Below are 26,922 nucleotides of genomic sequence, written 5' to 3'. Positions count from 1 at the left end.
GCAGGGATTCTACCTACGTAATCGCAACCTTTAGAAATTGTTGTATGTACCATTGTGTAGGAATGTAATCCTCTATCCCACATTAATAACATCCCGTCCTGTACTGAGCGTAATAATTTTAACGCTCGTACTCGTTCTCCGATACGATATGGTGTGATTTGAACTAAAAAATGAGATTTTAACTTATGATATGCTTCAGAAATGAGTATCCAGTTTATAGTTCACTTTTAGTTTTCGAGTTTTTTATTAATAATGATTATCGTATAAGGGATAAAAAGATTGATAAGAGCGACTTTTGTATCAATCCTTCGACTTGATTATCATTATTATTCAGCTACGATTTGAGTAGGCGACTATCTAACAACAGAGCGATCGCTTGGACAATTAAATATTTGATTTTTACTCAGATATCTACTAAAACAAAATTTTTGAACCATAACATGGGCATTTGAACCATATTTTGAATTGAAAGTTTAAGTTAGACCAATTTTGTCAGGGATTTTTTGTGCAAGTTTTGTCCAATTGTGTTTTTTCAACTCATTCTCTAGTTATGATTCAGAATTTTAACTCTCACTCATGATTTGATTCAAAGTTTTAATTTGTGATTACCGCGAAAGCCTGAATTTTCGTTAACTTTTTTCTAATTTATGGATCAAAATTTTTCTCACATTATGATTCAAAGCATATTAATTGTGGTTACTGGACGCGATCGCGCTTTCCTCAATCTCTACCTTCTATCGCTCAAACTACTGCTATACCTAATTCCTAGCCTTTCACTCTTTTGTTAAGAAAGATGTGACTAATGCATAGCCTGCTCTCCCTGCTGACTACTAGAATCCTTTACATCACTTTTCATGAATGTACTGCTACTGCTCATTGAGGGCTGCTGTGGGGCATTGTAGCGGTGGAGGACAGGTGATCGCTTGCTATCTGCTTTAGATTAGCCATATTTTTAGCGGCTTTCAGCCTCTATACTGTCTCTGCTTCGCACTCTGCCCACAAACCTTTTATTTCTCTTGGATTAACTGGTTATAAAATCTAAAAAAGGTTCAACAAGTTATTTACAATAATAACTTGTTAAATTATTATATTAACAGGTTAGAAAAAAGCGGGTTTCAACCCGCCTCAAAATAAAAGGATGTTCGTATGTTAGCTCAAATCAAGACTCAAACCCAAACCCAAACGCAATTTCAGCCTCTAGGCTATTGCGACGGCGAATTTGACGCGGCCATCGGCTTACCTCCTCAAACCAACTCCGGCGACTACTGGCTAGGCTATCTCAACTACACACTAAAGACTGGTCACACTCCTTTCTAATCACCAAGGGGAGCTAAACCCTCCCCTGCTCATTTGAATTTTGTCCCTCTCGCTTCAAACAAGGATATTTTCAAAGGACATAGCACATGGATTCTTTTACCAATACATTGATATTTCGTTCAGAATTAGATGCTCAGTTGGTTGCTGAACAAGTTTATAACTGTCATCTTGAAAAAAATGCTTTATTGGTTCCTCTTCAGGAACAACGGGCGGTAGATTTAGCCATTAGTTTGGCTGGAGTCGATTTACCAATGGTTGAGGGTGCGAGTTGCTTGCTTCCATTCCCAAAACGTGAGAGGGAATGCCAAGATGATGATGCGCCTCAAATTTATATTGCTTGTCTTTCTGCGTATAATAATGGGATATTACATGGGTTATGGATTGACTGTACACAAGATGTAGAGGCTATTAGAGAAGACATTGAGTGGATATTGTCTTGGTCGCCTTGCTCTAATTATGAAGCTTGCGAAGAATACGCAATCCATGATTATCAAAATTGGCACGGTATTTATATCAGTGAGTATGAAGACATAGAGAAATTAGCTGAACTGGCTCAGATGCTTTCTGAACATGGAGAAGCTTACGCCGCTTATTATAACTACGATAGTACCTTAGCTAGTGTAGAAGAATTTCAAGAACATTATTATGGAGAATATAAAAGCGAAGAAGATTTTGTTTATACACAGCTTGAAGAACAGGGAGTGTTTAAAAAATTAGAAGAAATGGGAATTCCTAGTTTCTATCTCAACCTAGAAGCAATAGCCCGTGATTGGTTCATTGATTCTTACTATTCAGTAGAGGAGAGTTATAATAAAGTTTATATTTTTAGTCGTTACTAATAAATAAAGAGGGTAGTAATTATTAACTACTCTCTTTTTATGATGAGTGTGTGTACTATGACCAAGTAAAAATATAAAATTTAATAAGCTATAATCTAGACTTATTTCAACTTTTTATTTAAAGATTTTGATTTACTTTGATTTTTCTTTTCTGGTAAACCATATTTCTGTAAAACTTGGTCTATTTCTTCAGGTAAAAGTACTTGTGATTTATTAAGACGCAACTGATAGCACAAGCTTTTTTTGTTAGGGCAGGGAATGTTAGTAGGAGTGTTAATTCCCAAAGTAACCCCACATACTCCGGCTGCAATTGTACAGATCAGGTAAAATACGGTTCCTTTCCAGCCCGATCCAATCCACCCACCTAGCCATAATAAAACTTGCTTTATATCATCTATTCGTTTCTCTCGAAGTTTTTTCTTTTCTCTTTGTGCTTCCAACCATGTTTCTAATTTTTTGAGCTTTTGAGCAGTCAACTGCACAGCTTTAACATCTGAGGCTTTATCTACTTGAACTTGAATAGTTCGCCGTTCTTCTTCTATTCGACTATTGACCCATTCTCCGATGTTAATGGCAAATTGTTCGAGGGCAATGGTCGCTCTGGAAGCGTCTGCGGTGCCGAACCAAGAGGGAATTTGCTCTTGAAGCGGTTTTGAATCTTTCCCAAAAATTTAGCTTTTAGCGCTTCCTCCATTTGCTTCCAGGCACTCTGATACTCTGGCGAACCCATTTCTTGAGCAAGATACTTTAAATATAAAACAGGGGCTAATGAAGCATCACCTTTTGCCTTTTGATGCATCATTTCCTCAAACAATTCTTGTCCAGCATCACTTAATAATTCTACTGTTTCATTAGTTGTTAACTCAAAATCAATATCATTCTCTGCCTCTGTTTCTGATGTAGGCTGTACTCCATAATAAATTCTAAGCTCCTCAAAAGTCTTCTCTTGACGCTTAATAAAACCGCTTGCTTCTAGAAAGCGATCGCACTCGGCTGAATTGTATTCATCTTGCTCTTGAAGCCCACAAAACTGCAAAATATTGATAGCTTCAGTCAGGGAAATTTTAGCATTTAATTTTTTACATGACCAAAGAAGCAATTGAGAAATATCTTTTGATTTTTCTAGTTTTTTAGAATTTTTCGGTTTAGAAGCTTGAAAGTTAAAGTTTGGAGTAGCTTCAGATGCTGAAACCAAATCTTGGCTTAGTAAATCAGTTATCTCTTCATCAGTTTTATTCTGTTGAATTAATTCTTGACATTTATGAAAGCGATCTGCTTCAATTTCGGTGTAATTTTCTTTTTCTGTAATACTACTCAGAAGTAAAATCCGTGTAATTTCTTCAGGTGATAAATTTTCAAAAAGCTCTAACGACTTATACATGCTTTATTCCTCATCAAATCATTTACAATTTAATCACTGAAATAGTTGAGCTAAATTTTATTTTTAAAATTTATTGCTCATCGATTTTTGAAAGGATCAAACCATTCTTCTTTCAAAATTTCTGTATTGAAAGAATTACTATCTACTTTGTTAATAGAGGATGCTGTTTGATTTTCAGGCATTGCATTTAGGTGAGCATTGGAAGATTGCATGACTGTCAAATTGTTAAGTGAAGTTAATGGACTCTGTAACATTTGAGCTAAATCCAAGTTTTCTTCTTCGGTTGTCATTTCTTCCCCCAACATTCGCCGTAAATACTGTTGGTGAAGTTTTAAACGATATATTGAATCACGAATATAACTCTCTAAATCTTCTTTCACTACTTCATCAACTACTTGATAAGCCAATGGCAACCAGTAACTTAGGATTGCAATCATTACCATATCTTTTGCAGGATAAAGAGTCTTTTTAGAATTTAAGTAGCTCATTACAATTTCTTCAGGACTTCCTTTTAATGTTCTACTTCTTAAGCGAAATTCTAAATCTAATAACATTTTATAATTCCTTTGTGATTGTTGAAGTTAAAACAGGTGGATAAACTACTTGGCTTTGTAAGTATCTAAATAGCCCATAAACATCTGTCATACGTATACAGAGCGCATCTTTTTGAGGAGGTAAATTAAAAGCCTGTCTAACATCCTCTTCTAATTCAGCTGCCCAAGAAATTTGAGCATTGCTAAATAAAGCTTTTAGCTCACTGCTTAAATACTCAGCTGTACCACCACCAATAATTACTAAATCAACATTACTAGGAACGCTACTTTTTAACCAATCAGCAACTTTATTGCAATATTCTTTCCGAATCATGGCTGATACTTCCATAATTTGAGTAATTTCATCAGCTTGAAACTCAGCTTTTCTACTTCTAGCTAAAGATTTAAAGTATTTCTGTTTTATTGTTGACCCTGATTGATGAATTGCTAACAATAAACCTTGTAAATTTTGTCCAGAAGTTCGGTTTTTAATTCGTTCAAGCATCCAAGCCAATCCTAAATTTTCTGTCCTTCCAGATGATAAGCCTCGCTCGAACAAGACAACTGATATATCCCGAAATCCGAACATTAACACCGCTATATGTAGCAGATTAAAGTCAGCCCCAAGTTTTTTACTACGTGTCAGCATCAATCCCCCGCCTTCAGGTTTACACTCAAAGCACTCCAAACAGATAGAAAACTGCTGACCACGAAAGCAGAAGTTAGATAAAGCGGCTGTTAATCCTCTCTCTAAGCGCTCTCTATCTTCCCACTCTCCGTATGGCAATAACAACGCCAAGCCTAGTTTAAAGTTATTACCTAGTCCTTCACGAAGGGCGATCGCTCCCACGGCTGCCAGTACTTTGGGAATTGCATTCTCATACTTCAACTCTGATAATTTAATCCGTGCCTCAAAATGTTTTTGTGCGAGAAACCCTACTGCATAGTATTCTTGCTCTAATTCAATCCAAGATTCATTTTCTGGGCTAGGGCTATTAATCTTACCTGACTCATACAAATCTATTGATTCTTTGGTAACACTAATTAGCTCTGGCTCCATACAAAACAGTTCCGGCTTGTAAGGAATAGAAGAAAGGATACGATAAATCATTTTAGTCAAGGATGTTCCAGGATCGAGAGCAAGCAATAAATACATCAGTAGTTACCTTTTTATTTTTAGAGTCGTAATTGCCAAAGATTTTTGATAATCATCATGAGAACGAATTTTCAAGGATTTCAGCATCAATTTGATTTTGTTTTACTGAAAATTATTGATTTTATGGCAATAAACTGCTGAACAAAAGATGAATATCCCAAAATTTCCCAACAATTCCCAATTAATCCCAATATTTTCCAATCAATCCCAATCATTCCCAATATTTTCCAAATTTCAACATCCTAAATAAAGTTAATTGACTGAATTATTAATAAGCTAAAGTCCTCCCAAAGTTTCCCAATATATCCCAACTAATCCCAACATTTCCCAATTTCTCCCAAAGTTATTTATTATTTATATTCCCCAAAAGATGCCGCACATTACGCTCAATTTTTTGAGAGGAATTTGCTATATTTCTGATACTGGTAAAAAGGCATGATAGGAAGGGGAATTAAACCAAACAATGCTGACCGCCAAAAATATTTCTTCTTCAACCGCAGTAGAGTACTTTTTGAAAGGGCCACAACAAAAAGGAGAATCACGTTGGCATGGTAGAGGAGCAGAGAAATTAAAACTTGTGGGAACGATTGACGATGAAAGGGCATTTTCTCATGTAGCTAATGGGCGATCGCCAGATGGAACAGAGCAATTGAATGCAAAAACTTTAGATCCCTCAAAACGCAGAGCAGCGCTAGACTGTACTTTTTCTGCACCTAAGAGCGTCAGCTTAATCGGTCTAGTTAGCGATCGCAGGTTAATTGAAAGCCACCAAAAATCCGTGAGCAAGGTTTTAAACCTAATAGAACAAGTATTTACACAGACACGGGTAAGAGAGTTTGGTAAGCAAAAGCGTGTAGCAACAGATAACTTGATTGTGGCAACCTTCAACCACATTGAAAGTAGGGAGCAAGACCCCCATTTACATAGCCATTGCTTAATCATGAACGCCACACAAGCACCTAACGGTAAATGGCAGAGTCTTTGCAATGACGAGATTTTCGCTAACAAGAAATCTATCGGCATGGCATATCAAAACTTTCTCTCAATGGAGGTAGAAGGGCTAGGGTACAAGATTGAACACAAACAGCACAGTCAGTTTGAGATTCAGGGATTTACGGATAGGGATCTCAAAGAGTTCTCAAAGCGACGACAACAAATCTTGCAGATAACAGGAGCAGAATCTAGTTTGTGGCAGAGAGAAAAAGCTTGGAGCATAACCCGCCAGCGTAAAAAGGAAGTTTCACCAGAGGAGCTAATACAGAGATGGCAACAGCAGGCTCAACTTTTAAGAATTAACTTTGCACAATCGCTAGTTCTTGTGCCACAACCAGCCAATCGAGAAGATATTGAGTTAGAAGAAACAATCAGCCAGGAAGTAGATCAATTAGATGATGAGCAGTTATGTGCCTTAGTCGAGTATGTCGCTGATTACTTTGAACAAGAACCCGATGAACAGGCGCAGACACAGAAGATGAAGATACTGCGTAAGGTTCTTAAGGACGGAAAAACATGCACTTTAGAACGTTTGACACTAGCAACAGAAGCGAGACAACAGGCAGCACACAACAAATTCAGACTTTAAGTAGGTTTCCAAACCACAGACAACCTTTCACCTTTCCAGACCTTGGGGCAGGAAACTAGATTGCGTTGGTAAAAAGCCTCAAAGTCTCTCAATTTTTCGTGTGGATTTTGATTTGTATAGAGTAAGTAGCCTTGCTCAATCCCATCTAGTACAAGCTGCATTGCAAGTTGATATGGAATTTGGACATTAAACTGGGCTAATTTTTGCTCGATATGTGCGAAACTCATCCGAATTTCTGGGACATCTCTAACATTGTGAAAGATGTAATCTTTTAGTTCCAGAGCCGGACAATTATAGTCTTCGATAGTTAACCAATAGCCAACAAACTCTGCATCATAGCCCAACTGGATATTTAAATTTGTATAACCTTGAGGTTTTATATACCACTTTTGGTTTTCATCATAGCTATCAATTTGATGTCCACCTGCTACAACTATGTAGTAATGTGTCATTAATACCTCTTACCTGTTTAGCGTTTTGCGCCTCTGGATTGAGACAAAGATTGAGACTCAAAACGAGAATCGGACAAATACTCATCAACACCTGACTGTACTTGTTCAAGCAGTTCTACTTCTGAATCTAAAGCATCAAGGGTTAAGATTCCATCTTTTAAAACCTGTCTGCCATCTTTAGCTTTAACAGTAACTTTGTTATCAACCTGTTCAAAGTTAAAGTTTTTACTTTCAAAAACAACTGAGCCATTACTACGCCTATCGCCAAACAGATGGAGCATAGCATTTACCCCTGCTTCAATGGCTTTACCCTTAGTAGCTCTGACATTAGCATCTATATTAGAGCGAACATTCTCTATTTTTTGATTAACATCATAAAGGGTGCTATTGATTTTAGTATCAGCAGCTAACATCACATCATCTAATTTTTTAGATAACTCATCTTTGACATGATTAATTTGTTGATTGATGTGACTTTTTAGCTCCTCAGCTTGTTTTGACATCTGAGAATGTAGCTTAGCAATTTCAGGTGTAACTGCTGTTTTTATTTGCTCAAATGCAGCTTTGGATACTTGTTTTACTTTATTTTCAATAGTACCTATCCAATTTTGAAGCCGAGAATTTACTGGTCTAGCGTTTTGGCTTTCAGTAATTTTCTGTAATCCTTGCTGGGTATTCTCAATTAACTTTTGCTGATTATCTAATGACCTAGATAACTCTTGAATTTGATTAACTAACTCAGTTAAAGTTTCTTGAGTTTGTGGCTGATTCTTTAGATTATCAATCAGCTTTTGCTGTTGCTCTACCTGTTTCTGTAAATTCTCAACTTGTTTTTGTAGGTTCTCTACACTGTGATTCTGCTGATTGGCAGCCAGTTTATTATCTTGAATCTGGGAGTTGGTCAACCCTAGTTTATCTACTAATACTTGTCCATCTTTAACATGAAAGACTTTTTCTTGACCAATTTTGATAGCAAAAGAACCTTTGACGCTTTGAGGGTCATTTATCGCCTGTTTTAAAGCTTCTACCTGTTTTGCGTTGATTGTGCTAAAATTGGCTTTTTCTCCTACTACTTGTTCATAAACTTTTCTAGAGCCAAAAAAGATTGATATCGATACCTTATTATCTGGCTTATAGCCTTTCTCTTCAGATTGGCGTAGAACTCTTTCTATTATACTCTCTAGGGTTTCCAGGTAATCTTTCTGTATTTCCTTAGCATCAGATGGATCGATCATATTTTTAACCTCTCATAACTGAGTTAATTAATGTTGCAGAATCAGCAAGTACATTAGGCAGAATTAAACCGCCTAATCTATTAAGAATTACTCGACCTTCTATTTGAATATATGCCCATTCATCATCAATTTGCATTCCAATAAATTGGTCTTTTGTGTGAGCTTCATCAGAGATTTTGTAATCTTTAATAACGCCATCAATTATCAGTACATCAGAATTATCTGCATCTTCCCGATAATAAATTTCGATAAAGTGAGGAATATAACCATCAGGGAAAGGTGGGCGATCGCAATATTCAGCAGCATTAAAAATATCTGATGGGTACTTATCAGCTAAAGCTGCTATTTCCAGTGGTAATTTGGAAATCACTTGGAGCTGATAATCCGAAAGAGGAAAATCTTTCCAACTCATAAATAAACTCCTAAAGGTTTTTAAACTTTTTTATTCCTTTAGCATATTTATCTGCTAGAGGTAACAATCTTTCTGCTTCTAAAGTTCGCAGTTCCATTTCTTCATCTGTTGGTTCTACAACAGATGAATTTTCTTTGAGCGTTTTTTGTATTTCATACCAAGCCTTTAAACTCTCAAGTTCAGCTTTTTCATCATACTTTGGTATGTTGATTTTTTGCAAAATAGGTAAACCTATTTGCCCACGAGAACGAAAGCCAGGATTAATAATTACTGCTTTTCCTTCTGGTAAAGTATTAAATTGGCTGATTTCAAATAATGGACGAGTATTGTTTTGGTCAGAGTTAGAAACACTTGCTCCTCCTTTTCCTCCTGAAGAACGAGAACGCTGTTTATATTTAATTTCTTCTTTATCTAAAAATTTACTAAATCGCTCTGCTGCTACATCATCTTGTGGATTAAATAACGCTTTTGTAGCACATCCACCAAAGATGGCATTAGTAATTTTTTCTCCATACGCTTCTTCAAGTTGCGATAAATTTTGTAATCCTAAGATTGAAACCAAACCGTCTTCTCTATTTTGGTTCAACCAATCCACTAAAGCAGGTAAATATAAAGTAGGCAATTCATCTAATAATAAAACTAAAGGTTCTGTACGTTTTTTGGCAACATTCCTGCTAACCAGAAGATGCAATATTGATACTAAAAGCGGACTAATTACGTCTCTTTTTTCTTTATCTAAGCCAAAGACAACCATCTGCCGCCCTTTTAAATCCAGTGGAATATTTGTTTTTCCACAAAATGCAGCAAGCGTAGATGGAACCATAAATCTGGTAAATAAACCGCTAGCAGTACCTGCTATCGAGGCTGCTGTCTCCGGGCTACCAGCGACTGACAAAAATTGTGTAAAAGATTGCTTTACCCAAATATTTAGCTTTGCTTGCTGAAGCCTTTCAATCAGTCCTGGTAAACCGAGAATTGCTTGGCACATCATCACGTCTGGGTAACGCGTTGCGCGTACTAACATAAAAATTGCTTGCGCTAATTGATCTCCCGCGTTGGAGAAGAAACCACTATCATTGTCACCACTGTTCAGCTTGAAATTGCGGTTAAGAACGATCGCTAACTGCCGCGCCATCTCTGCGTCTGTTTCGCTAGAAAGAAAATCAATCGGATTTGCGATCGCTGATTCAATAAATCCAGGAGCTAAAACTGTAACTTTGTAACCTCGTTCGGCTGCATATCCCGCTAATTTAGGAGTTTGCCCTTTGGATTGCGTAGGTGATTCTTGTTGGCAATATTTGAAATCGTAAACTATTAGTGGTAGACCCTGATCGATTGCTGACCGTGCCAAAGGATTAATCATTGAAAAAGTTTTTCCACTACCAGCCCCACCACTAACCAAAACACCTCTTTGTACATCAGGTAAATAAAGAATTTTTTGATCTTCGGGAATATAAGTGATTCTCTTATTTTTCAGAACTTCAACCTTAGTATTTTTAGGTGTGCCAACATATAGAGCCACACGATTATGCTTGCGCTCACGCATCTGTTTGCAGGCCAGTTTACGAGCGGCCTTTTTTTCAGCCCTACCGCCCCATCGGGCTGTCGCTAGTTTCGCTTTTCCCCCTTTGGCATCAATGTATTTAGCCATAACAATGACTGCACCACAAGCAAGCAATCCTAATCCTGCTGGTGAAACCAGTGCGGACTCCAGCCCTGGTGGAATAAATTGATTAGGATTTACTTCAGTAACGGTAGTTTTTGTCATTGCCCTGTCCCGACGATGACCAAATCATTCTCTCTTACAGACATCCAAGGTACAGGCCCAATAAAGTATGGCGTACAGCTCTTTTGCATGAACGGTGGACGCATACAAATTCTGAAGAATAAGCCAAAGTCAGCAGTTCCGGTTGATTCGCTTGCTCCAGTCATTGCGACCTTGAATGCATTGCCATACACGAGTCGCCCTGTTGGTTCCTTACCCCCGTTAACTCCAGCTAAAAATCCATAGCCACCTTTGACCTGCTGAGATGAGCCAGATGCCCAGCGCTTTCCATACAATGGGCCATTCTCTCCAGCAAAGTCACCTAACTCCAGGTAGGAGCATTCTTTATCAACTTCACAAGCTTTAGAAATAGTGCGATCGCCCCGCACAACACTGCCAGAGATAAAGTAATTGTCACCTACTGTCTGTTGACCTCTTTCAGATTCCCCAAATACTACTGAAACAATGCCAACAAAGGCAGTACCAGAGTTAATCGGCTGGGGCATCTTGTCGAAGGGAACCTGATTGAGTCCTGGAACTTGATTAATATAAGTGCGCTGCCATTGCTGAAACTGACGAATCTGAGTTTGTTCTAAACCAGGAATTGATTTAGTCGAATACTTACTTAAATCAATATCACCCAGAGGGCGTTTCCCACCTTGGGGATTTGTCTTTAAACATTGAGCGATCGTCCTACTACGACATGAACTAGGCAGATAACCTTTTTTGCCCAATACTGCCAAAATCGGTTTTACCTGCGTAACTCGCAGATTGCCCACAGATGGAATCGCCTTGACTAATGATGCCGTCGTCTGCCATTTGACAAAGCCTACGTCTTTTAGTGTTGGGTCTTGATTTTGATTGCTGGCAGGAGCAATCTTAGCTATATCGTCTAAAGTAAAGTCTCCGAATTTAAATGCATCGTCAGCATCACCAAGCATGACAACCGAATCTGATTTTTGCCCAGCATTCCATGAGCGAGATGGATCGTAACCTAATTTTGGTACAAACTCTTTCGACACTTTAAGATAGCCAGCGCTTTGAAGTGCTGGCAGCATCGCCCAAGTTATCTTTGACCAATCAGGGGCAGTACCCCGGCGCTCTCCCTGTTCTAATGGTATTGTTGGTACTACCGTTGGGGTCTGCGCGATCGCGGTCAGTGGGTTTACAACCACAGTCGTTGTAGAAACTATCAAGAAGACATTTTTGAAATCCATCATTGCGCTTTACTTTTTTTTGAATTGAATGCGGTGGGTTCAGAGCGAACACTGATTACAATTGCGAATTGCGCTCTTGAAATTGCGAATTGGTTTGACCCCAGTTGATTAACTTCTCAAAAAGTTCAGATGGCATACGACTCAAAGCAAGCGCTTTATCTCTGCTTTTACCTCGACGTAATAGCCTGATCGCGTCTTGAGCTTTTCTCCAATTTGTTGAACCCGGCTTAATTATTTCTTTTTGCCTTGCGATCGCTAATCCATAAGCTAGGGCATTAGCATCACTTCTTTGAAGAGTGTTGCCTATAGTCAGCGTCAAAGCAGGAGGTGTACTTGTAACAGTGACATTTTGCTTCTTAACAGGGGTTAGTGTTTGTTGAGTCGCAGATGATTTTTTAGTTGTTACTGCTGGCTGCACTCTAGCTGTTAAAAGGGGTGCTGGTCTTTCTGAGTCAGGTTTAATCACAAGGCTAGTGTATGCAGGTTGTCCTGTAGCAGGAATCAACTTAAATTGATATTGTTTATGTCCATCAGGGCCATTAGTGATAACAGTAATTTGTGTACTACCGTCTGCACTGCTAGTCATGTGAGGAAAATTAACAGGCTTGATTTGGCGTAAGAATAAAACTGTTGCTCCTGTATTGGTACACTCACTACTTTCATTATTTGAATTGGATTTAGAACATAAATCTCCATTGGAAGTAAACCCAATCCTAGAAGGATCGCCAATCCAAACTTGTTTGATTACTTCCCCTGTTGGAATAAAATTTATAGTCAACCCGTAGCCTGACCAAACTTTTAAGTCAATTCCTTTTGAATTCAAATTTTGGGCATCTATTGAGAAAACTACACGAGCGGGAATTGCTAAAGCATTGAAAGCCGGATTCAATATTAATACTTTCAAAAATATGAAAGCAATCAAAACATTTTTATTTAGACAACGCTCGAAGATAAAAAGATAAAGAGAAAAGTTTGTACTGGGAGATTTGACTCTTCTCTCTTTACCAGATTTCTGCAAGTATTTTAATATATTAGCAAGTTGATACATAAATTTTTAGAGATTAATTGATTGATTAACAAAGATTTGTAAACTTTTACCTGCTTCAATCACAAACACTTTATCTGAGTCTTGAAGTTGTTGAGCCTGCCGTTGATTATTTGTTTGAATTCCCCGTACTATTTCACCTAATGTTCCTTCAGCGAAACCTGCCACTAAGTCTTTACTATCATTAGTTGTAGTACTGGATGAATAACCATATGAACTAGTAGTAATTTGACTAGTAGGATTATTTTGGATTTGAGCGGCTTTTGCTACTCCAGCTAGTACTGATGAGAAAACTGTTCTCCCTAAATCGCTACCTTTACGAGATTCAGCCTTTAAGAGGCTGCCATTTTTAGCTAATATTAAAACTGCTCCAGGAGGTAAACTCTTTTCTTCTGTGTTTCCATTAGTATTAATTAGTGCTGAAACAGCTTGTAATTGAATATATTGAGATTGGCTCCCTCCATAAACAACAGCCACTATGTAAGAACCTTTTGGTAATGCTTCACTACCGTCTGCGGCTTTGAGTGGTTGAGTTAACTGAACTAAGTAGTTTTGATTGGATTGATTTTCAGTAGTGCTAGTCCAAACTACAGGAGTTTCTAACCGACCGACTGCACGAGTACCAACTAAAACACGCGCTCGACCATAATCAACATCAACATTTTCAGATTCTTCCTCTTGAGTTTGTTTATTAGTATTTTTTGAAGCGTTGACGTTAGATGTAGATGTAGGTTTGGTGATACCACCTTCTATTCCTTCATTTTCTGACAATTCATCAGATATACGCTCATTTGTACTATTACTATTTGCGCTGAAGCTGCCTATATTAGATGCCGCCAGCCATTGTTGCATGGGGTCTAATTGTTGAGTTTTTTGAGTTTTGACAGGAGCAATACTTACTGCTTTTGTAACTCGTGGCTGAGACTGAGACTCTCTAACTGGTGCAACAACTGATGGGCGCGTGGTAGGTGTATTGATTCTGCGAGGTGGGGGTGGAGTCGGATTTCTTGGGACTGATATTGGTTGTGTGCGCTGTATAGGCGTTGTAGGTGTTGGTGCAGCTGTTACAGCCACAGGTTTAGATATTGGGCTTGGGGTTGGGGTTGCTGTAGCTTCTGGCGTAGCTTTTAAATCGCGGAGTTTTTTTAATTCTACATTCTGACTGGTTAAAGCTAAGGCTGTTTTGGTTTGCCCTGTTTCGTCCTTGATTTCCGGTGATTCTACAACCTCAAGAGACTTAACTGGTTCTATTTGTTTAGTGGTAGCCAAATTTAAGGCATTCATCGAACCACTAATTACACCACCAATGAGCATGATGAAAATCAGAATTCCCCCACCAATTACAGCCATTTTTAAGACTGGATTTTGTGAAACTGTGCGAGTAGTTATAATTTCTTCTGGCTGTGGAACTTCCTGTTGTTGATTAGCTACTGCATTAATTTCAATATTCACCCCATTCATCGCAGCAAAATTCTTTTTATCGAAAGAGGCAGTAGGTGATTCTTCGTTTCTGGCTGCTTCCTGTACTAATTCCTCTGTTCCCGTGTTTTCTTTTGGTGGAGACTCTTGTATTTGTGTCATAAATCTAAATCTTGAATTTTATAAATTTCTAAACCAGCCTTTCGCACGCGATAAGCTGTTTGTTGAAAATCAGATGAGACATTAGGTAATGTAGGTGTGTCTATCGCTCTCACAAAAATAGTTTTATTGAAGCTGATAGGAGCGCCTACCATATCGCTGTTTTGAAAAACAATAATTTCGGCAACCATATCTATAGACCACTCACCTTTTCTTAGTTTTTTAGGTTCACTAAGTAAACTCACTTTTAAAATTGATTGAGTTGAACCATTAAAAACATCTGGTGGAGTAAGGTTGCCTATCTCCTGGAGAAATGGAGCGCGAAAGTCCTCTGATAAAGCGAATCCTGTAGCCCAGACGTTAGTAGTAATTTTGTGACTACCTGCTTGTACGCCTGAATCAAGTTTTAACTTTTTAGTTGCATCTACGTTTTCTTCAGTGCTGACTTTGGGTACAGCATTCCAACTAAGTAACCCCGTCATTGTCCGCCCAATAAAATATGTGATGGCTTGGGGCGATCGCTCCGAGTTACTCAGTGCAGAAACTCTAATAGATTCTCCGTCGCTTAACTCTACTAATGTCGGTGTTTTCGAGTTAGCAATTTTCCCCATGTTCAGAAAGTTTACTAACTCTATTAATAGTAAGAGCGTTAGTACAATGGAGTTACCTATCAAAAAAAGTGGAGTTAGATTTAGCTCTTTTCTTTCAAGTAATCGCATTATCTTCTCAAGCCTACAGAGAACTTCACACCACTGGTAAAAGCTGTAAATACCGACATTCCTCCACCTGTCCCTATTGCCACAGCAAGCAAAGGTGAGAATATTGCTTGCATTAGCTGTGTCAATAAAGGATTAGTTGAAGGTTGGTTCACAATTGAACTTGCAACTATTCCCACAATGATTGAATATGAAACCAGCACTAAAGTTAATCCTAACCATCCCGATAGCCAAGCATAGATAGGTTTAGCACCCACAGGCAACAAAGAAAGAACTAAAAATATAGGTGCTACATAGGCTACTAGCAAGAAAGATAGTTGAATGATGTATTGAAATCCTACTGATAATCCACTCAGGATGATATAAACAAACCCTTGTATGGCATTGTTTACCATTTCTCCACCCATATCGAGAGGATTCCAACTACCACTCCCAGAACTTAATCCTCTTCTTTTTCTGGTTTTTTGAGCTTCTGCTTGTATCTGTTGAATGGTTTTATCGATACATTGTTGACGTGGATTAGTCGTATTTTTTTGTTCGTCGGTCTTTGATGTTGGTAATTTGTCGCATTCAGCAATTCTAGTTTGTGCAGCCAGAACAAAGCTTTGATCTAAGTTGACATTGCGTATAGCATCTTTGAGTGTAACTCCATTCTTAGTGATAGCTAAAATACTGCTATTCAACTTAACTGTTACAGTCCTCAGTCCTAATGTTAAATTAGCCATCATTGCTCCATTATTAGAAAGGAGCAAAATTACTATCAGTGGAAAAACCATTTCGCTGATAACGTTATGTGAAAAACCCTCCTCACTAATTTGCCTGTACCAACCTAGTGACCAAAAACTGACTAAAACTACAGCAATTAACATCGATACTGATACAACTGCTAAATAAACTGCGCTTTGACCATTTGCAAAATCCAACCAATCTTGTTTGAAGGCATTGACAATCAACTCTGAGCCTTGTTCAGCACCTTCAACAATTTCTCTGGCAGCTGTTACTCCTGTATTCTGTCCTGGCTTTTGTCCACTTGATTGAGCCAGAATCAAAGATAAAAAAGATAAAGATGTAAACATTTAATTTCGACTGACATTCTTTTACTTCCGACTTCCGACCTCCGACCTCCGACTTAATTTATTGGTTTTCCCAAAAGGCATCTGAAGCAGCCCCAGCACGTAATATTTCTCTTGAGGTGGCTGCTGATTCTGCCTGTCTCTTCCTCTCCTCGTCACTCATTTGTTCGGATATATCAGCGAGGTTCATGTTTGTAGTTGCTAGAAGTTGTGTTTGTTGTTGAGCTTCGCCATGAAGTGATTTTGTAATCATGACTGTTTGTAAGTTTTGAACAGCCATCTTCTTAAGGATGTCTTGAGTTACAACATCTTTTTGAGCAGCTTCAGCTTGTTGTAAGGAATCCGTTACAGCAGTATCAGAAATTTCTGCGGAGTCGGCTTGATTTTTCTGCCCCTCGGCTCCCAAAAAGGCTTGAGATTGTGCGCGAGTGTATAACTGATGTATCTCTTTCTCAGCATTTTCTCCTTGGATTCTGGAATTAGTATTAATTAATTCTGAATCTGATTGATTGGCAACAGCATCATTAATGCTATCTCCAGTTTTATAGGGATCTTTATTGCCATCTTTGATAGCTTGAGCAATAGCTTTTCCTAGTTCAGTATTAACGCCCCCCCATTTGATACTGAACTTTTTCAAATCAAGATCGAGGTATTTTCGTGCTTTTGTTAAATACTTTTGTCCTTTGATGTATAAGTCTAATGTATTTTCCAAAAAAGTCTTTTGGCGTTTTTTTGCTGGATTTACATTGTTGGATTCATTGGATTTAACAGTATCAACTACAACAGCATTTGGGTCTGATGATGTTTGGGCTTTGACTGGAATACTAATTAAGAAAATTTGGGAAGCCAAGAGGGTTGTCAGTATCACTCGTTTGATAGGTCGCATACAAATTCTCCAAGGGTACTGTAAAAGGTGTTTTTGAACAACTAGAAGAAACTAAAGCTTGTCTTTTCGGAACATCTATAGATATTCCCGTTACTAATAATGGTTCTGGTGCATAATCATGAACAGTAGACAAACTTTTAAAAAATGAAGTTTCATAGTTAGATATAGTTGGAGGAATTAAATAGTCTGGTTTTGTTTTTAGAAGTACATATATTTCATCTTTTTTAAATTCCGAATTAATTCCTGGTTTTTGTAAGTTCGGATTTGCTATCTTGTTATATCTTAAAAGTTTAAGGCTACGGCTTCGCCCAACATAAACTTCTCCACTAGATAAATCAACTTTACAAGCTTCTTCCCTGTCGGCTAGGAACTTTTCATACTCCTGTTTGTTATGCTGCCAAACTAAAAAACCTCCTATAGATGTAACTGCGGCTAATATCCCTAACAGAATCTTGTTTTGAATGATTGTGGATAGAGTTTTCATAGTGGTTTACCTTGCTGAATGCAATCGACATAATACCTAGAAAATTCTGCCACCCATTCAAACTTATTTTTGTGAATTTCTTTAAAGCGATCGCGTGTTCTCTGCTCCTCTCGGCTATTGGCAACTAAAGCCAGCAGGGGATAGGAGGGATAATAGCGACATCTAATATATTTGTTGTTGTAGTCCAGCAGCCACAACGTATACAACTGCTGGATATTTGGGGTGAAGGTTTCGTTTTGGGAGATGATTTCTCTGGGGATGCCAAGCATTTCAGAAAAACTACAAGCTGCTCCTGGAACGATTCGCCCAATCAATCTTAGAGGCATATTCTGTAATATTTGCTCGCCTGCTTCAGATTTAGCAATAGAGATAACATCTTGAGCAGCCAGGATAATCCGACAGCCAGATTTTCTAGCAGTCGCGCATTTACGTCCTACCAACCGAGATAAAGCAGGAAAGCGCAACAGTACGCTTGCTTCATCCATGAAAAACACGCTATTGGGCGAGGAAAGGGATTGGCGGGAAGCTGCGATATATGCGCTCATCCCGAACACCTCAGCATCTTTACCTGATTGCAGATTGGTCAGCGCAAAGGTGATTAACTTTGAGTCAGTATCAAAAGTTGAGGGTTTGCAAATTGCGTCACCGATTGAACTCGACCGCCAATATTGAAGCCGTAAGCGGATATAATTCAACGCTTTATCAACATTTTCATCTTCATAGCCCAAATCAATGCAATCAGCACAAAAAAAACGTTCCATATCAACTAGAGTCGGAGTGTTCGCCCAAGCGGCTGAACCTATTCCTGCTTGCTTTGCCTGATCAAAACGGCGCTGAATGTCTGGATTATCGTAAAATGCCTTTGTTCCCAACGGGATGAGAGATTCAATTGTTTGAGCGAGAAAACCGTCGAACTGTTGTGAACCTAAAACCAGCTGTAAGACTATAAGGTTTACATCGTTGCGATGCGCTTTTACCCTATCTTCTCTTTGCTCTTTGGGGATTTTTGACAAGTCTAATGGTTGAACAAGATTATTTGATTGCTTGGAAATATCAAAGTAGAAACCGTTATAGTAGGGTGTAAAATCCCCGAATGTTCCACTTCCGTCATCGTTAGGCAAATCTATCATCAAAATGGACATGCCCAAAGCCAAGCACTCGGCAATGATAGATGAGACTAAAACTGACTTGCCACTTCCAGTTGTCCCAATCACCATCATGTTTTTAGTTTGGGACAAATTAATATTGACTGGTGAATGTCCCTCATCAGCAATCAATTCAAACCCTTGTGTATCAAAAGAGGCTGTTTGCATGGCAGGCGTTAACCCAATTACTTCACTAGCGAAAAATGCTACTCGTCTGTTGTATGGACTTGTTAATTGTGGTTTCTGCCTCAACAACAAGGTTTCTAGCCAAATTAACCAAGCGTATTGAGTTTCACGGGTTAACTCAGTTGGTTGATTCACATAACCTGCAATTAATCTGCAAGCGTCGTCAATTTCTTCGATGCTATTACGATAAATTAAGACAACCAGTGCCACGTTCAAAGGCACATCACCTGTGTAAAGCTGTTTCTGAGCGTTTACAGACCATTCAGTATTAATCTGGGCTGCTACGTCGATGGTCTTCTTACTTGCACTCATTTCGGCATTGCGCGATCGCCGAGTAATCAATTGCTGAGTTAGCCTAGTCATTTTCTGGTCGGCTGGGCTAATTTCTGTGATTACTTCTATGTCGTGGATGATGTCACGAGCAAAAATATTCCACAGAAAACGTACTTGAGTGGCTGTGTCAGCAAATGCTTCTGGCTTTTGAGTCAGCGTCATTACCCCGACATACTTCTTAGCGTTGTTTTGATTTGGCAAGCACACCCATTGACGATCTGCGTAGGGTATGCCGTTGTTCAACAGCACAGATGTTGCATGAGCAGAGTCTATGTATTGTTCTGATGGGGGCAGAGTTTCATGAAATTCTTCCGTCAGATTTCCCTCATTGAAAACTAGGGTATGAGGAACTTTTACTAATTTTGCTCCTAAGAGCATTGATAATTCTTTCCACAATTCCTTCTCTGATTTAGGAGAAGGACATAACCCCATTCCCGACAATATCTGTTGATGCCTGAGTGAAACATTGATGGCTTTTTCTAAGATTTGAATAATCGCTTTTCTTGTCAGTTCAGTTGCACCCGTGGAAGTAAATCGCCTCTGTAAGAAATTCGACAGTGAAGCTATTGCTCTATCAACCGCGTCACCCGCTTCCGTTCCTCCTGGTTTAATAGTGAAAGTAGTATAAACGCTCAAAGTAACATTCTTGCGTTGTTTTTGTCTGGTCAGTTCTTGAATCCTGGCTAACTGCCCCCAGTCCAAGAACTCGCTTTCATCGTTTACTGGACTACTTAAACGATGGCGAAAACGTTCAATAGCTTCCTCTTCATTACAGAATGAACTCCAGCGAAAGGTAAATCTTTCACCAGTCGGAATTTCTTTGCAACCATTCTCAAAAGCACTGGCAATTGCTTCTACTTGTTCGGAGGAATTAAATAAAGGATGAATGCCCGTACAACTATAACCGAATACTAATTGCAATGTATTGTTAGTGTCACCCACTTGTTTTTTGCTTAACAAGTAGGCTCCTATTGTATAACCTCCTTTTTTCAATCTTACTAAGGTAGTCAGGTCTAGCAAGTCTTCAAAAGGATTTAGTTTTTTAGTTTTAGTATTACCTCTTATTTTTAATGCCATAAACTAACTTTTTTCGAGCCGACTTTTTTCTTCTCTAATGGAGAAGAATATTTGATGTATCCGCGTGTCCACATTGGTACAATCGGGAATATCCTTGACCAAAATAGATAAGGTCTTTTCCCTGATAAGGTCAAGGTTGTGGCACTAAACCAAAGCCCTATTAGTATGCTCCATATCGTTCCTACACCCAGTAGGAAAGCCAAGAAAAAACCGATTCCAAACGACACTAGACACACAGCAAATTGGAAACCACTAAAGATTCCAATTGATGCACTTCTACCCAGAGATTGATTGATTGGTTTGATTGATTGCTGATGTTTCATGTTGTAAGAATAAAAGTGTCAATCGTCAGGAGTCAGTCAAGGACAAAGACGCTTCAACAAGGAGCCATAATTCGTACTTCCGACTTCCAACTTCCGACTTCCGACTTGTTTAACAAGCTGCTGTAATCCCAGTGAACAGAATATTTTGGGCAATAAATAGTACCAAAGTAATAAAAAATATACCAATTGGTTGCTGTACCATTTGTGTCACCTCCTGTCCTTCTCCCAACGCATTTGCTACTTTTACTCCAGAGGCAACGAAATAGACAAATAGAATCACGGTTATCGCCGCATTTATCACTCCTGGAAGCGCGTTTATTGCAGGATTCCCAGCGGCTCCAGCACTACCAAACATACATGTCAGGGCTATTTGAGCTGGATTAAATAGGCCGAATGCGTGGGCTGGCATTGTTTGACCAGTGATAATCAAGGTCGTACCAATCGCATAAGTATGATGCTGATATTTTCGCCCTACTCTGCCTAAAGCTTTCGCTAGAATTTGGGGCTGTGTTCTTTGTACTGTTCGATTAGATGCCAAAACAATTGCTCCTTTGTTCATGATTAGGAGAGATATGGTATTATTTGACTCATCAAATGCAAATCTTAAAAGTTTGAACGACTTCCCGCCCAAAGACGATCGCCTTTGGTCGCTTAAAAAGTTATCGGTAGCGTTCAAACATCTATTAGCTGTTCATAGATGCGTAAAACTTTAAACCAAATCTCTGATGCTTGCAATACTAACTAAATAAAGCTTGATATTTGTATGTATAAATTAATCTTAAATCTCTATTTTCTCTCACTATACGTGGTTGACTATTTAAAACGTTTGTGCCGTTTCAGTTTTTTTTACCTCCTATCTCTACCTTTAGCCTTAGTTTACCGTGGTAGACCGTGGTAGACCGTGGTAGGAATAAGTTTTTTTCTATCTCTGCTCAAGTTTTGCTGGGTTATTATTGATAGTTCAGGTGTTGTATACTGCGGTTGTTTGCTGCATACTGACTTTCATCGCATTGGTATTTTTTATGAGAGGCGAAGACGGAAAATTTACTAGTCAACCGGACAGTTTCGACCCCAAACCCGTTTGCATTAAGCTGCCTACAGAAATTCGTCAATGGCTCAAAGATAAAGGTACTGATTTTCATCGGGACTTGATACTCAAAGCTTGGGAAGCGGAGGTTCACTCATCCCCAAAATTAGTAGCCTGAGAATAAAAGCACGTTCACCTTCTCAAATCGAGCAACACACTCAGGCTCAAATCGATACTCTCACTGCGATCGCTTGCCCTAAATGTACTTGCGATCAATTTAAGGTTTTTTTCAATCGGCAAGATGACCCCCTGAAGCCTCAGTTGCAATGTACTTTTTGTAATCACGTTTTCTTTGCTTGAAGGCGAGAGGTCTTCCGCTTTTCTTGTCTATTGATAAATTAAAATGTAAATACTTGGGTTTTTGAATATTTACACTTGAGTTTATAGGCTTTGCTGATTAACTGTCTCTCAATACTTATCCTGACTTAATTAGAACGGCTTTCCTTTTTCTTTTCTTTGTCGTTGTAATGCTTCTTCGTACCACTCTAATTCATCCAAAAATTGACCGATTCTCTTGGTCAAAGCTGCTTCCCGTGAAGCACCTGCTTCATCCAGAGAGTCCCTAATTTTGGAAATAGCAAAAATGCTTGAAATAGTAGCCATTCCCATCTCCGACAGAAAAGCGCGTAACTGTATGGCTGCCCGTACTCCTCCAAAGCTACCAGCTGAGTAGGAAACAATACCAGCCGGACGGAAAAAGTATTCTTCTAAAAAGTGATCCATCAGATTGCTCAACCCTGGCTGAATGGAATGGTTATATTCTCCCGCAACAACTACAAAACCGTCTGCTGTTCGGATATGTTCTGCTAGTTCTTCCATCTTTGCAGGGGCTTGACCTTGCTCATACTCTTTATACATCCGGTCTAAGATGCCAAAGTCATACTCCTTCGCATCCACAAAAACTACCTCATGGTTTCTTTGCTTGAGTTGATCGATCGTGAATCTGGCAGCTTTGATGCCCTGGCGATCGCTTCTGTAGGAACCATAGAACACTACTGTTTTGAAGCTCATGATTTTTAAGTTCAAAGTCTACCCACAAGTCGAATTTACCATCTGCTGGCTGTAAAATGTGTAGCTTGCTGCTGTAGGCATCCCTTGCGTTACCTTTTTCTAAAGGAAATTTCAGGCTGTAGCTGAGTTTGGGTCAAGAGAGCGCAACTCTAGAGGAGAAATTTTAGGCAGGCGATCGCACCCCACAAACTATTAGTGCGATCGCCCCAGGCACATCTTACATTTCCTCGCTTGAATCTGGCAAGCGCTTTGGCGGAGCCTTCCGTAGGCAAGCTAGAAGAAGCGATCGCTTTGTCAATCAACCTACTTGCAACTGAATTTTTAAGTTTTCGCGTACTCAAATATTCAAGTATTTGCGTTACTTGAGTCTTCTAGCCTTGAAAAAGTCTGTCACATGCTTCTTGACAACTCCTTCTCCTGCCTCAGTTAGATAGTACTTATCCCCTTTTTGTCGAATTAGCTCTTGGTTTGGGAGAGCATCTAAAGCTGGACGGTAGAATGACGAATTTTTGTAACCGTACCACTAAAATTTCAGAAATTACGTTTTTATATTTTTGCGTACTCAAATACTCAAAAACATAAATATGTAAGTATTTAAAAACACAAATATTTATGCCAGAATAAAGTTAGAGTATTACATTTTTGCGTACTCAAATATTTGATTATTTAACAACTTAAATGTTTGGCGTTTTAAAAACTCAATAGTGAGATGTCACCATGATTATCACAGTTGCATCGTTCAAGGGAGGGGTAGGCAAAACTACAACAGCTGTTCACCTAGCTGCTTATCTACAAACTAAAGGAGAAACGCTTCTTATCGACGGCGACCCAAACCGCTCTGCTAGCGGCTGGTCAAAGCGAGGTAATTTACCTTTTAAGGTGATTGATGAAAGACAAGCTGCCAAATTTGCGAAGGATTATCAGCATATTGTCATCGATACCCAAGCACGACCTGAGCAGGAAGATTTGGAAGCACTAGCTGAAGGGTGCGATTTGCTAATTCTTCCTACTACGCCTGATGCCTTATCACTTGATGCCCTCATGCAGACTGTCAATGTTCTTAAATTACTAGGCGCTGACCAATTTCGGGTTCTTATTACCCGCGTTCCGCCTAAGCCCAGGCGGGATGGAGAGGAAGCAAGAGAGATGTTGACTGAGGCTGGATTACCTCTATTTAAAGGGAATGTCCGCGATGCAGTTGCTTTTCAAAAAGCAGCGCTAGCTGGTGTCCCAGTCAATAAGGTTTCCGACTCACGAGCTAAGATTGCTTGGCGGGATTATCAAGGTATCGGTCAGGAGGTGATCGAGTGAGCAAATTCAAAGGTCTTTTGGATGCAGCAAAGGGTCGTGAACCTGAACCGGAACCAGAAAATCAAAGCCAGGAAACAGAAACTCAAAAGCTACAGTTTCAACAACCTGAAAAGGTACAACCACGCTTAGTTGACCAGTTACAAAACGAATCGCCAAAACGGGGACGACCCAAAGCTAAACGCTCTGACCCTGACTATGAGCAAGTGACAGCTTATATTCGCAGGGACACACACACAACAGTCAAAATTGAACTTCTCAAGGACGCTCAAACTGGCGAAAAGCAAGAGTTTAGCGAACTTGTTCAGGATTTGCTAGAGCAATGGTTAAAATCGCGTACTTGAAATTTCAGATGTTCAAAAACTTGACAATTCAGATATTTAAGTTTTTGAATTGCTATTAAATAATGATGAACTTAACATTTATGATGGAAACGACTAGCAATCATGCTTGTTTGTATATCGAGATACTGTGGATAAGAAATTTTGCGTATTCAAAAACTTGAAAAGCTAAGTTTTCAGATATTTGAGTTTTTGACTAGCCATTTAAGTTAAGGCGATCGCAGTTTAAGCGACTCACCTTTTCTAATTGACTTACCCAAAACAAAGGCGATCGCAACATTACAACTGGATCGCCTTTTCCTCTAAGAAATCAGCCTTGGATTTCCTGCACAGTTACGCGGAAGCACTCGGATATAACAGCTAAGGGTTGGGGATAACTAAACTGATGAAAGTCAGCCATCCCATCGGGTGAGGCATCAATAGCAAAACAGCAGTGATGACGTACCCAATGACGAAGTGCTGAAAAATTTGTGCGTACAAAACTAGCACGCGCTCGTTGTGCGTCAGTAGATAGAATCGATTACCTCAAAACTTCAGCGCTCGCCTATGCAGCCGCAGATGGTAAAAATGCTCATAAAAACCCTAAAGTAAGAAACGTCTTGTCTTAATTTCTTACTTTGATTCCAGCAATTAAGGTATGTCAAAGCTTTCAGCAGCCAGTGCTGTTAACTGTTCTTGCTCGGTCGAACCTACAAGAGGCGATCGCCACTTTCCAAAAGTAAGAAAATCCCGCCGCGAATTTCTTAGTTTTATTTATCACAGCCGAGACTTATCAATAATTTTTCAAGCCAGTGTTGTGCATCTCTATTGCGAGGTAATGGCAGCGAACGCAATAGATAAAATTAAATAGATGCTGCTTAATAAGATTAATGAGTAGACGAAATAGAAGGTTTTGCTACGATAGGAAGTTAGCTTTCAATTGTTCAACTCCTTTGCCTGACTAATGAAAATTTTTTTAAAAATCATTATCTCAATAATTATTACTGTATACATAGCATGGTCAGCTTTTCAATACTATTGGTACAGTGGTTTTATTCCCTCAAAAATCGGGATAACCTACGCCATACACATTGGCGGTGAGAGCCATTTTCGAGAGGGTTGTGGAGCAGCTAAGCTAATCAGCATTAAAGCTGCAATATAGCTAAAATTACCTTTATGTTTGATTTTCCGATGCCACTTAATCACTAACTCACCTTGATTCAACAGCTTATCCAGCAGTGATTTTAACTCATCTACTGATTTAAATAAGCGATGAGCAATATATTCCTTACATGAGTGCCAGACTAACTCAATAATGTTGTAATCAGGGCTGTAAGCAGGCAAGAACTCTAAAACAAAATTCGGAAAATCTTCAGATATTTTAGCTAGAACATCTTTGCGTTTATGAAAACTAGCATTATCTAAAATTAAAATAATTTTCGGCCCATGCTTAGAAAAATATTCAGCATTATTTCCTTTACTTACCCACTCTTGCTTGATTAATTCATTTAATTGTTGTAATTGCTCAGAGAAAATATCTGCATTACCTTTTTTAACGAAAAAGCATACTCGTTTTCTATCTAATTCTCTGATTGCTCCCATTACATTAACACGACCACAACGCCGTTGTCCTGAAACATTTTTACGTTTTCCTTTTTTACCCCAATTCTTGCGACGAATCACACGTAAACTAAAACCACTCTCGTCCCAAAACCATACCTGCAAGCGCTCCGGTTGTTCTCGTGCTATTGATAAATATTGAGCAAGCTTTTCTTTAAACTTAGCCCTTTCTATTGGGTTTTGTTTATCTTCTAGGTCATATTTAGCCCAGATATAACTATACTTTTTTCTCTTTAATATTCTCCTTACCTGAGAACTGCTTAAATCAACGCCTGTCTTTTCGGTTAAATATGTAGCTAATCTTTCTGCTGTCCATTTCCCAAATTCGTAACCTAACTCTGATGGTTCTTGCTCCACAGTTTTTAATAACAGTTCAATATATTCAGGCGTAGCTTTTCGGTAATGTTCGTATTCTCTTTTATTATGTAGAGTTTCGAGATTATCTGGGTCTCCGTGCATACACCAATATGCTACTGTTCTGGGCGAACAACCTAAAAATTTAGCAATCTCATGTTGCGGTTTACCATCGTTCTGGAGCAGAATAATGAGAATTCTTTCTCTGATATGCGGTTGGTCGCTCTCTTTTAGAGCTTGTTGTAGCTGTGTGATTTGTTCCGTCGTTAAAAAGTTCTTGGCTGGCGGTGGCATAGTTGCTTTTAAACGGCTTCATCTTCTTATTATGCAACTTAAGTGCCGATTAGCTTATCCCTGTTCTGTCACTCTCGGAAAACAATAATCGAAGCAAGATTCTGAAACTTTGATTGAGTCAAGCTTTGAGCCTTTATTTTCTAACAGTAACTAAAATTTATAGCCAAAACTTAGAAATTAAAGCCTCGAAAGG

28 protein-coding genes and 2 pseudogenes are annotated in these 26,922 nt (G+C 38.8%); 9 read left to right on the top strand and 21 right to left on the bottom strand.

Translation table 11 applies throughout. The features are described from left to right. A pseudogene (locus RMY31_RS33510) lies at positions 1-152 on the bottom strand (IS4 family transposase); the annotation flags it as partial. Between the two features lie 495 nt (positions 153-647). On the opposite strand from RMY31_RS33510, the gene RMY31_RS33505 reads away from it, so the two are divergent. The 3 genes from RMY31_RS33505 (at position 648) to RMY31_RS33495 (ending at position 2,156) form a co-directional block, all read left to right on the top strand. Further along, positions 648-788 carry a hypothetical protein gene (locus RMY31_RS33505; protein ID WP_409879212.1) on the top strand — a complete coding sequence of 47 codons (141 nt, stop codon included), beginning with the start codon at positions 648-650 and terminating at the stop codon, positions 786-788. A 358-nt stretch (positions 789-1,146) separates the two neighbouring features. Then, positions 1,147-1,317, top strand: coding sequence for a hypothetical protein (locus RMY31_RS33500; RefSeq protein ID WP_322665496.1), 171 nt, complete (start codon positions 1,147-1,149; stop codon positions 1,315-1,317). An 86-nt stretch (positions 1,318-1,403) separates the two neighbouring features. Next, positions 1,404-2,156 (top strand): antirestriction protein ArdA, encoded by a 753-nt coding sequence (locus RMY31_RS33495; protein ID WP_322665493.1) that lies wholly within the window; start codon positions 1,404-1,406, stop codon positions 2,154-2,156. 101 nt (positions 2,157-2,257) lie between these two features. On the opposite strand, the gene RMY31_RS33490 is transcribed toward RMY31_RS33495, so the two are convergent. The 4 genes from RMY31_RS33490 to RMY31_RS33475 all read right to left on the bottom strand — a co-directional run bounded on the left by RMY31_RS33490 (position 2,258) and on the right by RMY31_RS33475 (position 5,226). Then, positions 2,258-2,638 carry a hypothetical protein gene (locus RMY31_RS33490; RefSeq protein WP_409879209.1) on the bottom strand — a complete coding sequence of 127 codons (381 nt, stop codon included), beginning with the start codon at positions 2,636-2,638 and terminating at the stop codon, positions 2,258-2,260. A 56-nt stretch (positions 2,639-2,694) separates the two neighbouring features. After that, complete coding sequence (locus RMY31_RS33485) at positions 2,695-3,537, bottom strand: hypothetical protein (RefSeq protein ID WP_322665490.1); 843 nt, start codon at positions 3,535-3,537, stop codon at positions 2,695-2,697. A 77-nt stretch (positions 3,538-3,614) separates the two neighbouring features. Then, positions 3,615-4,091: a hypothetical protein gene (locus tag RMY31_RS33480; protein ID WP_322665488.1), complete on the bottom strand. Its 477-nt coding sequence runs from the start codon at positions 4,089-4,091 to the stop codon at positions 3,615-3,617. A 1-nt stretch (position 4,092) separates the two neighbouring features. Next, positions 4,093-5,226 (bottom strand): ParM/StbA family protein, encoded by a 1,134-nt coding sequence (locus RMY31_RS33475; protein WP_322665483.1) that lies wholly within the window; start codon positions 5,224-5,226, stop codon positions 4,093-4,095. Positions 5,227-5,689: 463 nt separating this feature from the next. Here RMY31_RS33475 and mobF point away from each other — a divergent pair, with 463 nt between their 5' ends. Beyond that, entirely contained in the window at positions 5,690-6,808 is a 1,119-nt protein-coding gene (mobF, locus tag RMY31_RS33470) for a MobF family relaxase (protein ID WP_322665481.1), read from the top strand. Here the strand turns inward: mobF and RMY31_RS33465 are convergent. The 13 genes from RMY31_RS33465 to RMY31_RS33405 form a co-directional block, all read right to left on the bottom strand. After that, the gene (locus RMY31_RS33465) at positions 6,805-7,260 is read right to left on the bottom strand and encodes a hypothetical protein (RefSeq protein ID WP_322665480.1); all 456 of its coding nucleotides are present in this window, start codon (positions 7,258-7,260) and stop codon (positions 6,805-6,807) included. The genes mobF and RMY31_RS33465 overlap by 4 nt on opposite strands. Before the next feature lie 17 nt (positions 7,261-7,277). Further along, the gene (locus RMY31_RS33460; protein ID WP_322665476.1) at positions 7,278-8,495 is read right to left on the bottom strand and encodes a hypothetical protein; all 1,218 of its coding nucleotides are present in this window, start codon (positions 8,493-8,495) and stop codon (positions 7,278-7,280) included. Positions 8,496-8,499: 4 nt separating this feature from the next. Continuing rightward, complete coding sequence (locus RMY31_RS33455) at positions 8,500-8,907, bottom strand: hypothetical protein (protein ID WP_322665474.1); 408 nt, start codon at positions 8,905-8,907, stop codon at positions 8,500-8,502. A gap of 10 nt (positions 8,908-8,917) precedes the next feature. Beyond that, complete coding sequence (locus RMY31_RS33450; RefSeq protein WP_322665472.1) at positions 8,918-10,675, bottom strand: type IV secretory system conjugative DNA transfer family protein; 1,758 nt, start codon at positions 10,673-10,675, stop codon at positions 8,918-8,920. Beyond that, positions 10,672-11,892, bottom strand: coding sequence for a hypothetical protein (locus tag RMY31_RS33445; protein WP_322665470.1), 1,221 nt, complete (start codon positions 11,890-11,892; stop codon positions 10,672-10,674). The genes RMY31_RS33450 and RMY31_RS33445 overlap by 4 nt, the downstream gene beginning before the upstream one ends. A gap of 52 nt (positions 11,893-11,944) precedes the next feature. Then, positions 11,945-12,937 (bottom strand): hypothetical protein, encoded by a 993-nt coding sequence (locus tag RMY31_RS33440; protein ID WP_409879205.1) that lies wholly within the window; start codon positions 12,935-12,937, stop codon positions 11,945-11,947. Positions 12,938-12,943: 6 nt separating this feature from the next. Then, entirely contained in the window at positions 12,944-14,515 is a 1,572-nt protein-coding gene (locus RMY31_RS33435) for a hypothetical protein (protein ID WP_322665466.1), read from the bottom strand. Beyond that, positions 14,512-15,123 carry a hypothetical protein gene (locus RMY31_RS33430; RefSeq protein ID WP_322665464.1) on the bottom strand — a complete coding sequence of 204 codons (612 nt, stop codon included), beginning with the start codon at positions 15,121-15,123 and terminating at the stop codon, positions 14,512-14,514. The genes RMY31_RS33435 and RMY31_RS33430 overlap by 4 nt, the downstream gene beginning before the upstream one ends. A 107-nt stretch (positions 15,124-15,230) precedes the next feature. Beyond that, a complete protein-coding gene (locus RMY31_RS33425; protein ID WP_322665462.1) occupies positions 15,231-16,304 on the bottom strand; it encodes a type IV secretion system protein in 1,074 nt (357 codons plus the stop codon). Positions 16,305-16,362: 58 nt separating this feature from the next. Further along, positions 16,363-17,187 carry a hypothetical protein gene (locus RMY31_RS33420; RefSeq protein WP_322665460.1) on the bottom strand — a complete coding sequence of 275 codons (825 nt, stop codon included), beginning with the start codon at positions 17,185-17,187 and terminating at the stop codon, positions 16,363-16,365. Then, positions 17,126-17,671 carry a hypothetical protein gene (locus RMY31_RS33415; protein ID WP_322665458.1) on the bottom strand — a complete coding sequence of 182 codons (546 nt, stop codon included), beginning with the start codon at positions 17,669-17,671 and terminating at the stop codon, positions 17,126-17,128. The genes RMY31_RS33420 and RMY31_RS33415 overlap by 62 nt, the downstream gene beginning before the upstream one ends. Continuing rightward, positions 17,668-18,888, bottom strand: coding sequence for a helicase HerA domain-containing protein (locus tag RMY31_RS33410; RefSeq protein ID WP_322665498.1), 1,221 nt, complete (start codon positions 18,886-18,888; stop codon positions 17,668-17,670). The genes RMY31_RS33415 and RMY31_RS33410 overlap by 4 nt, the downstream gene beginning before the upstream one ends. A 1,956-nt stretch (positions 18,889-20,844) precedes the next feature. Next, positions 20,845-21,273 (bottom strand): hypothetical protein, encoded by a 429-nt coding sequence (locus RMY31_RS33405; RefSeq protein WP_409879201.1) that lies wholly within the window; start codon positions 21,271-21,273, stop codon positions 20,845-20,847. A gap of 484 nt (positions 21,274-21,757) precedes the next feature. Here RMY31_RS33405 and RMY31_RS33400 point away from each other — a divergent pair, with 484 nt between their 5' ends. Continuing rightward, on the top strand, positions 21,758-21,940 hold the full coding sequence (locus tag RMY31_RS33400) for a hypothetical protein (RefSeq protein WP_322665454.1): 183 nt from the start codon (positions 21,758-21,760) through the stop codon (positions 21,938-21,940). Between the two features lie 311 nt (positions 21,941-22,251). Here the strand turns inward: RMY31_RS33400 and RMY31_RS33395 are convergent, their stop codons facing one another. Next, positions 22,252-22,833 (bottom strand): NAD(P)H-dependent oxidoreductase, encoded by a 582-nt coding sequence (locus tag RMY31_RS33395; RefSeq protein ID WP_322665452.1) that lies wholly within the window; start codon positions 22,831-22,833, stop codon positions 22,252-22,254. A 149-nt stretch (positions 22,834-22,982) separates the two neighbouring features. Then, positions 22,983-23,174, bottom strand: coding sequence for a hypothetical protein (locus RMY31_RS33390; protein ID WP_322665450.1), 192 nt, complete (start codon positions 23,172-23,174; stop codon positions 22,983-22,985). A 376-nt stretch (positions 23,175-23,550) separates the two neighbouring features. Between RMY31_RS33390 and RMY31_RS33385 the strand changes: the two genes are divergently transcribed. From RMY31_RS33385 to RMY31_RS33370, 4 genes are all read left to right on the top strand, one after another. Then, complete coding sequence (locus tag RMY31_RS33385; RefSeq protein WP_322665446.1) at positions 23,551-24,144, top strand: ParA family protein; 594 nt, start codon at positions 23,551-23,553, stop codon at positions 24,142-24,144. Continuing rightward, positions 24,141-24,485 carry a hypothetical protein gene (locus RMY31_RS33380; protein ID WP_322665444.1) on the top strand — a complete coding sequence of 115 codons (345 nt, stop codon included), beginning with the start codon at positions 24,141-24,143 and terminating at the stop codon, positions 24,483-24,485. The genes RMY31_RS33385 and RMY31_RS33380 overlap by 4 nt, the downstream gene beginning before the upstream one ends. 467 nt (positions 24,486-24,952) lie before the next feature. Next, positions 24,953-25,090, top strand: a complete 138-nt coding sequence (locus tag RMY31_RS33375) for a hypothetical protein (protein WP_322665441.1) — start codon at positions 24,953-24,955, stop codon at positions 25,088-25,090. A gap of 29 nt (positions 25,091-25,119) precedes the next feature. Next, entirely contained in the window at positions 25,120-25,332 is a 213-nt protein-coding gene (locus RMY31_RS33370) for a hypothetical protein (RefSeq protein WP_322665439.1), read from the top strand. A gap of 278 nt (positions 25,333-25,610) precedes the next feature. Here RMY31_RS33370 and RMY31_RS33365 read toward each other — a convergent pair. Then, a pseudogene (locus tag RMY31_RS33365) lies at positions 25,611-26,729 on the bottom strand (IS630 family transposase); the annotation flags it as partial. Between the last annotated feature and the right edge of the window lie 193 nt (positions 26,730-26,922).

Source organism: Dendronalium sp. ChiSLP03b (assembly GCF_034531165.2).
In the GTDB taxonomy this organism is placed as follows: domain Bacteria; phylum Cyanobacteriota; class Cyanobacteriia; order Cyanobacteriales; family Nostocaceae; genus Dendronalium; species Dendronalium minutum.
The sequence above is the reverse complement of the archived record's forward strand: the minus strand, read 5'-3'. Positions and strand labels throughout refer to the sequence as shown.

Bases quoted from the DNA above. Each gene is read 5' to 3' on its own strand.
- RMY31_RS33505 (WP_409879212.1), top strand. From the start codon at position 648: ATGGATCAAAATTTTTCTCACATTATGATTCAAAGCATATTAATTGTG.
- RMY31_RS33500 (WP_322665496.1), top strand. From the start codon at position 1,147: ATGTTAGCTCAAATCAAGACTCAAACCCAAACCCAAACGCAATTTCAG.
- RMY31_RS33495 (WP_322665493.1), top strand. From the start codon at position 1,404: ATGGATTCTTTTACCAATACATTGATATTTCGTTCAGAATTAGATGCT.
- RMY31_RS33485 (WP_322665490.1), bottom strand. From the start codon at position 3,537: ATGTATAAGTCGTTAGAGCTTTTTGAAAATTTATCACCTGAAGAAATT.
- RMY31_RS33480 (WP_322665488.1), bottom strand. From the start codon at position 4,091: ATGTTATTAGATTTAGAATTTCGCTTAAGAAGTAGAACATTAAAAGGA.
- RMY31_RS33475 (WP_322665483.1), bottom strand. From the start codon at position 5,226: ATGTATTTATTGCTTGCTCTCGATCCTGGAACATCCTTGACTAAAATG.
- mobF (WP_322665481.1), top strand. From the start codon at position 5,690: ATGCTGACCGCCAAAAATATTTCTTCTTCAACCGCAGTAGAGTACTTT.
- RMY31_RS33465 (WP_322665480.1), bottom strand. From the start codon at position 7,260: ATGACACATTACTACATAGTTGTAGCAGGTGGACATCAAATTGATAGC.
- RMY31_RS33460 (WP_322665476.1), bottom strand. From the start codon at position 8,495: ATGATCGATCCATCTGATGCTAAGGAAATACAGAAAGATTACCTGGAA.
- RMY31_RS33455 (WP_322665474.1), bottom strand. From the start codon at position 8,907: ATGAGTTGGAAAGATTTTCCTCTTTCGGATTATCAGCTCCAAGTGATT.
- RMY31_RS33450 (WP_322665472.1), bottom strand. From the start codon at position 10,675: ATGACAAAAACTACCGTTACTGAAGTAAATCCTAATCAATTTATTCCA.
- RMY31_RS33445 (WP_322665470.1), bottom strand. From the start codon at position 11,892: ATGATGGATTTCAAAAATGTCTTCTTGATAGTTTCTACAACGACTGTG.
- RMY31_RS33440 (WP_409879205.1), bottom strand. From the start codon at position 12,937: ATGTATCAACTTGCTAATATATTAAAATACTTGCAGAAATCTGGTAAA.
- RMY31_RS33435 (WP_322665466.1), bottom strand. From the start codon at position 14,515: ATGACACAAATACAAGAGTCTCCACCAAAAGAAAACACGGGAACAGAG.
- RMY31_RS33430 (WP_322665464.1), bottom strand. From the start codon at position 15,123: ATGGGGAAAATTGCTAACTCGAAAACACCGACATTAGTAGAGTTAAGC.
- RMY31_RS33425 (WP_322665462.1), bottom strand. From the start codon at position 16,304: ATGTTTACATCTTTATCTTTTTTATCTTTGATTCTGGCTCAATCAAGT.
- RMY31_RS33420 (WP_322665460.1), bottom strand. From the start codon at position 17,187: ATGCGACCTATCAAACGAGTGATACTGACAACCCTCTTGGCTTCCCAA.
- RMY31_RS33415 (WP_322665458.1), bottom strand. From the start codon at position 17,671: ATGAAAACTCTATCCACAATCATTCAAAACAAGATTCTGTTAGGGATA.
- RMY31_RS33410 (WP_322665498.1), bottom strand. From the start codon at position 18,888: ATGGTGATTGGGACAACTGGAAGTGGCAAGTCAGTTTTAGTCTCATCT.
- RMY31_RS33400 (WP_322665454.1), top strand. From the start codon at position 21,758: ATGAGAGGCGAAGACGGAAAATTTACTAGTCAACCGGACAGTTTCGAC.
- RMY31_RS33395 (WP_322665452.1), bottom strand. From the start codon at position 22,833: ATGAGCTTCAAAACAGTAGTGTTCTATGGTTCCTACAGAAGCGATCGC.
- RMY31_RS33385 (WP_322665446.1), top strand. From the start codon at position 23,551: ATGATTATCACAGTTGCATCGTTCAAGGGAGGGGTAGGCAAAACTACA.
- RMY31_RS33370 (WP_322665439.1), top strand. From the start codon at position 25,120: ATGTCAAAGCTTTCAGCAGCCAGTGCTGTTAACTGTTCTTGCTCGGTC.